Raw genomic sequence first — 5,839 nt, forward strand, 5'->3', positions numbered from 1 at the left:
CGCCCATCCGGGCGCCGGCAGCGGCGAGTTGGAGGCTCTCAGCCCACCAGGCCGTCGGCCATTTCTTCCGTGAGGTTGGACTCCGTGCCCGGGATGCCGAGGTCCTGCGCACGCTTGTCGGCCATGGCCAGGAGGCGGCGGATGCGGCCCGCGACCGCGTCCTTCGTCAGCGGCGGGTCGGCGAGGGCGCCCAGCTCCTCCAGGGAGGCCTGCTTGTGCTCCATGCGCAGCCGGCCCGCTGCGGCGAGGTGCTCGGGCACCTCCTCGCCGAGGATCTCCAGCGCGCGCTGCACCCGCGCACCGGCGGCCACCGCGGCGCGCGCGGAGCGGCGCAGATTGGCGTCGTCGAAGTTGGCCAGGCGGTTGGCGGTGGCGCGGACCTCGCGGCGCATCCGCCGCTCCTCCCAGGCCAGGACCGACTCATGCGCCCCCAGCCGGGTCAGCAGCGCACCGATCGCGTCGCCGTCGCGCACCACGACCCGGTCCACCCCGCGCACCTCGCGGGCCTTCGCGGCGATGGAGAGCCGGCGCGCGGCGCCGACCAGCGCCAGCGCGGCCTCCGGGCCCGGGCAGGTCACCTCCAGCGAGGAGGAGCGGCCCGGCTCGGTGAGCGAACCGTGCGCCAGGAAGGCCCCGCGCCAGGCCGCCTCGGCGTCGCACGTGGCCCCGGAGACGACCTGCGGCGGCAGTCCGCGAATGGGCCGGCCCCGGCCGTCGACCAGACCGGTCTGGCGGGCCAGTTGGTCACCGCCCGCAACGACCCGTACGACGTAGCGCGACCCGCGACGCAGCCCGCCCGGAGCCATCACCACGAGGTCCGAGGAATGCCCGAAGATCTCCAGGATGTCCTTGCGCAGCCTGCGCGCCGCGATGCCCGTGTCCAGCTCCGCCTCGATCACGATGCGGCCGCTGACCAGGTGCAGCCCGCCCGCGAACCGCAGGATCGCCGAGACCTCCGCCTTTCTGCAGCAGGTCCGGGTGACGGGGAGCCGGGAGATTTCGTCCTTCACCGCTGCCGTCATCGCCATGGGCCGATCCTTCCATGCATCCGAAAAATACGGTCGTACGCGGCGGCCAACAGCTCCGGATCGTGCTTCGGAGCCCCGTCGGGCCTGGCCACCGGCGCCAGCTCGACCGCGGCACCGAACCGCTCGGCGGCGTCGGCGAGGGACTCGCGGTCGGGCACGGCGGCCTCGTCGGCCAGCACCACGTCCAGGGCGAGTTTAGGGGCGTGTCGCCCCAAAACCTCCAAATGACGCTGCGGAGAGAACCCCTCCGTTTCTCCCGGCTGCGGCGCGAGGTTGAGGGAGAGAACACGGCGGGCCTTCGTCTCGACCAGCGCGTCCAGCAGCTCCGGCACCAGCAGATGCGGGATCACCGAGGAGAACCAGGAGCCCGGCCCCAGCACCACCCAGTCGGCGTCGAGGACCGCCGCGACGGCCTCGGGGACGGCCGGCGGATCGTTCGGCACGAGGTGCACGGACTGCACCTCGCCCGGGGTCAGCGCCACCGTCGCCTGCCCCCGGACCGTCCGGATCTCGTCGGGATGGACGGGGTCATGCCCCTTGACCAGCGCCTGCAGCTCCAGAGGTACGGCGGACATGGGCAGCACCCGGCCGTGCGCGCCGAGCAGCTTGCCGACCAGGTCCAGCGCCTGCACATGGTCGCCGAGCTGTTCCCAGAGGGCGACGATCAGCAGATTGCCGACCGCGTGCTCGTGCAGCTCGCCCTGGGACTGGAAGCGGTGCTGGATGACCCTGGCCCAGGTCTGGCCCCAGTCGTCGTCACCGCACAGCGCCGCCAGCGCCTTGCGGAGATCGCCGGGCGGCAGGACGCCGAGCTCCTCCCGGAGCCGGCCGCTGGAGCCGCCGTCGTCGGCGACGGTGACGACCGCGGTGAGGTCGCCGGTGATCCGGCGCAGGGCGGCCAGCGACGCCGAAAGACCCATTCCGCCGCCGAGCGCGACGACCTTGGGCTGGGCGCCGCGCCTGCGCCCGGCGCGGGGCGTGTCGCTGCCCCGCAGCCGGCGCAGACGGAGAGTACGACCGGTCACTCGCGCCCCATGTCACGGTGGACGACGACGGTCTCGATCCCCTCGGAGCCGAGCCGGGCGGCGAGCTTCTCGGACATGGCGACGGAGCGGTGCTTGCCACCGGTGCAGCCGACGGCGATCGTCACGTACCGCTTGCCCTCGCGCCGGTAGCCCGCGGCGATCAGCTGCAGCAGCTCGGTGTACTGGTTGAGGAACTCCTTGGCACCCGGCTGGTTGAAGACATAGCCCGACACCTCCTCGTTGAGGCCGGTGAAGGGGCGCAGCTCCGGGACCCAGTGCGGGTTCGGCAGGAAGCGGCAGTCCACCACGAGGTCGGCGTCGACCGGGAGACCGTACTTGTAGCCGAACGACATGACGGTGGCCCGCAGCTCCGGCTCCTCGTCGCCCGCGAACTGGGCGTCCATCTTGGCGCGCAGCTCGTGGACGTTGAGGCTGGAGGTGTCGATCACCAGGTCGGCGTCGCCGCGCAGCTCCCGCAGGAGGTCCCGCTCGGCGGCGATGCCGTCGACGATGCGGCCGTCGCCCTGCAGCGGGTGCGGGCGGCGCACGGACTCGAAACGACGCACCAGGGCCTCGTCGGACGACTCCAGGAAGACGATCCGCCGGGTGACCTGCTTGGCGTCGAGGTCCGCGAGGGACTCTCGGAGATTGTCGAAGAACCGCCGGCCTCGGACGTCCACGACGACGGCGATACGGGCCACGTTGCCCTGGGAACGGGCGCCGAGCTCCACCATGGTGGGGATCAGCGCGGGCGGCAGGTTGTCGACGACGAACCAGCCGAGGTCCTCCAGGCACTTTGCCGCGGTGCTGCGGCCCGCGCCCGACATTCCGGAGATGATCACGAGCTCGGGGATGGCCCCGTCGGCGGCCGGCCCGCCCTCGCTCGTCGTACCCGTACTCACGTCTCCTGCTCCGTGTTCTTCTCGGTCGGTGCTGTCGTGCTGCGGGCTGCCGGGCTCGCTGCCCTCCGGCCCGGTGCCGCCGGGTGCGGCGGCGCCCGGTGCGGCCGTGCCTCCCCGTACGGTGCCGCCCTCGCCGGTGCCCGCCTGCCCGGCCCCGGCCTGCTCAGGTCTGGTGTACTCGGTCATTCCGTGCTGCCCCCGTCCTCGGTCGTTCCTGCTGCCCCGTCGTCCTCTTCAATGATCTCTCCTGTCGCCGTATTCACGGCGGGCGCGGCCGGGGCCGCCTGGGCGAGGGCCACGACGACGGATTCGGCCGTCTTCCGGCCCATGCCGGGGACCTCACAGATCTGCTCGATTGTCGCCTGCCGCAGCCGCTTCACCGAGCCGAAATGCTTGATCAAAGCCTGTTTGCGGGTTTCGCCCAGGCCGGGCACCGCGTCGAGCGGGCTGGTCCGCAGCCGCTTGGAGCGCTTGGAGCGCTGGTAGCGGATCGCGAAGTCGTGAGCTGTGTCACGGACGCGCTGGATGAGGTAGAGCCCCTCGCTGGAGCGCGGGAGCACGACCGGGTCGTCCTCGCCCGGCAGCCATATCTCCTCCATCCGCTTGGCGATGCCGCAGACGGCGATGTCGTCGATGCCCAGCTCGTCCAGGGCCCGCTGGGCGGCCGCGACCTGCGGCTGACCGCCGTCGACGAGCACGAGCTGGGGAGGGTACGCGAACCGCTTCGGCTTCCCGTTGCCCTCGTCCGCCGGCACCTCACCGTCCTCGGCCGACCGTGCCCCGCCTTCGGCGGGGAGACCCCACTCCCCCGTTTTCTCCTTCTCGGCCAGATAGCGCCTGAAGCGCCTGCTGATCACCTCGTGCATCGAGCGGACGTCGTCCTGGCCCTCGCCGTGCCAGACCTGCGTGTCCCCGACACGACCCGTGATCTGGAAGCGCCGGTACTCGCCCTTGCGGGGCAGACCGTCCTCGAAGACGACCATGGACGCCACCACGTCCTCGCCCTGCAGATGCGAGATGTCGAAACACTCGATCCGCAGCGGCGCCGACTCCAGGCCCAGCGCTTCGGCGATCTCCTCCAGGGCCCGGGAGCGGGTCGTCAGATCGCTGGCGCGCTTGGTCTTGTGCAGCACGAGGGCCTGCTGCGCATTGCGCCCGACCGTCGCCATCAGGTCCTTCTTGTCGCCGCGCTGCGGAATGCGCAGCGACACGTTCGCCCCGCGCCGCCCGCTCAGCCACTGGGTGACCGCGTCGACGTCCTCGGGGAGGGCCGGGACGAGGACCTCCTTGGGGACGGCGTCGCCGCTCTCCTCCCCGTACAGCTGCTGGAGCGCGTGCTCGACCAGGCCCGCCGTGTCGACCGCCTCGACCTTGTCGGTGACCCAGCCTCGCTGGCCGCGCACCCGGCCGCCGCGGACGTGGAAGATCTGGACGGCGGCCTCCAGCTCGTCCTCGGCGACCGCGATCAGATCGGCGTCGGTGGCATCGGCCAGCACCACCGCGTTCTTCTCCATGGCCCGCTTGAGGGCCTCGATGTCGTCGCGCAGCCGGCCCGCCCGCTCGTACTCCATCTCCTCGGCGGCCGCCATCATGTCCTTCTCCAGGCGGCGGATGTACGTGCCGGTGCGGCCGGCCATGAAGTCGCAGAAGTCCTCGGCCAGTTCGCGGTGCTCCTGCGGGGTGACCCGCTCCACACACGGCGCCGAGCATTTGCCGATGTAGCCGAGGAGGCAGGGGCGGCCGGTCCGTGCGGCGTTCTTGAAGACCCCGGCGGAGCAGGTCCGCACGGGAAAGACCCGGAGCATCAGATCGACGGTCTCGCGGATCGCCCACGCGTGCCCGTACGGACCGAAGTAGCGCACGCCCTTCTTCTTGGCGCCGCGCATGACCTGGACCCGGGGGAACTCCTCGTTCATCGTCACTGCGAGATACGGATAGCTCTTGTCGTCCCGGTACTTGACGTTGAACCGGGGGTCGAACTCCTTGATCCAGGAGTACTCCAGCTGCAGCGCCTCCACCTCGGTGGAGACGACCGTCCACTCCACGGAGGCCGCGGTCGTGACCATCGTGCGCGTGCGCGGGTGCAGACTCGCCAGGTCCTGGAAGTAGTTGGCGAGCCGCTGCCGCAGGCTCTTCGCCTTGCCGACGTAGATCACCCGGCAGTGCTCGTCACGGAACTTGTAGACCCCTGGCGAGTCGGGGATCTGACCCGGCTTGGGTCGGTAGCTGGAGGGGTCTGCCATGCCGCCCACCCTACTGGCGGCCACCGACAACCGGGGCCCGCCGGCCGGACGCCGACGGGCCGCCTGGGCTCCCCCGTGCCCGCGCCGCGAACGGGCGCAGACGCAGGCACGGGGGGGCAGGCAGGGGGCGCGGGGCGGTGCATCGCGTTCCTCCCGTGCGGGGCGCGGGATCGAAGGAGCGCGTCCGGGCGCGTGCCGTCGGCATCTGCCGTTGTCCGGACCGGATCAACACGCTTCAATGCGGGGAGCTATGCGGCTGTGAACGGCGCGTACGGGGTGTGAACAGCCGCCTTCGGTCCACCTGCACGCCCGCGGCCGGCGATGAGACGACCCGCCGAGCCGCCGTGAACGTTCACTGAGGAGTCCCCATGGGGCACGCCACGTACCCCGCGCACACCGAGGCCGAGCTGGCCCAGGTGCTGCACACCGGCCCGTTCCATCTGGCGCTGCGCGCGGCGCTCGCGGTGCGCGGACTGCCGCTCCAGCGGGTCCAGCACCATCTCGCACACCGCGGGATCAAGGTCGGGGTGACCAGTCTGAGCTACTGGCAGCAGGGCGCGCGCCGCCCGCAGCGCCCCGAGTCGCTACGGGCCGTACGGGCACTGGAGGAGGTGCTCCAGCTGCCGGGGAACTCCCTGCTG

4 protein-coding genes and 1 pseudogene are annotated in these 5,839 nt (G+C 71.8%); 1 reads left to right on the forward strand and 4 read right to left on the reverse strand.

Features of this window, described 5'->3' with window-relative positions:
- Positions 1–38: 38 nt before the first annotated feature.
- From whiA to uvrC, 4 genes are read right to left on the reverse strand one after another with little or no spacing between them, the layout of a single operon-like run.
- A complete protein-coding gene (whiA, locus tag ACWGI8_RS37755) occupies positions 39–1,028 on the reverse strand; it encodes a DNA-binding protein WhiA (protein WP_093653140.1) in 990 nt (329 codons plus the stop codon).
- Positions 1,019–2,053, reverse strand: coding sequence for a gluconeogenesis factor YvcK family protein (locus ACWGI8_RS37760; RefSeq protein ID WP_453667956.1), 1,035 nt, complete (start codon positions 2,051–2,053; stop codon positions 1,019–1,021). The genes whiA and ACWGI8_RS37760 overlap by 10 nt, the downstream gene beginning before the upstream one ends.
- Positions 2,050–3,141 carry an RNase adapter RapZ gene (rapZ, locus tag ACWGI8_RS37765; RefSeq protein ID WP_453667957.1) on the reverse strand — a complete coding sequence of 364 codons (1,092 nt, stop codon included), beginning with the start codon at positions 3,139–3,141 and terminating at the stop codon, positions 2,050–2,052. Before rapZ ends, ACWGI8_RS37760 begins: the two co-directional genes overlap by 4 nt.
- A complete protein-coding gene (gene uvrC / locus ACWGI8_RS37770; RefSeq protein WP_453667958.1) occupies positions 3,138–5,198 on the reverse strand; it encodes an excinuclease ABC subunit UvrC in 2,061 nt (686 codons plus the stop codon). The genes rapZ and uvrC overlap by 4 nt, the downstream gene beginning before the upstream one ends.
- Positions 5,199–5,566: 368 nt before the next feature.
- Here uvrC and ACWGI8_RS37775 point away from each other — a divergent pair.
- Positions 5,567–5,839: pseudogene (locus ACWGI8_RS37775) on the forward strand (hypothetical protein); the annotation flags it as partial.

The sequence above is a fragment of the Streptomyces sp. NPDC054841 genome, from assembly GCF_053611045.1.

Bases quoted from the DNA above. Each gene is read 5' to 3' on its own strand.
- uvrC (WP_453667958.1), bottom strand. From the start codon at position 5,198: ATGGCAGACCCCTCCAGCTACCGACCCAAGCCGGGTCAGATCCCCGAC.
- whiA (WP_093653140.1), bottom strand. From the start codon at position 1,028: ATGGCGATGACGGCAGCGGTGAAGGACGAAATCTCCCGGCTCCCCGTC.
- rapZ (WP_453667957.1), bottom strand. From the start codon at position 3,141: ATGACCGAGTACACCAGACCTGAGCAGGCCGGGGCCGGGCAGGCGGGC.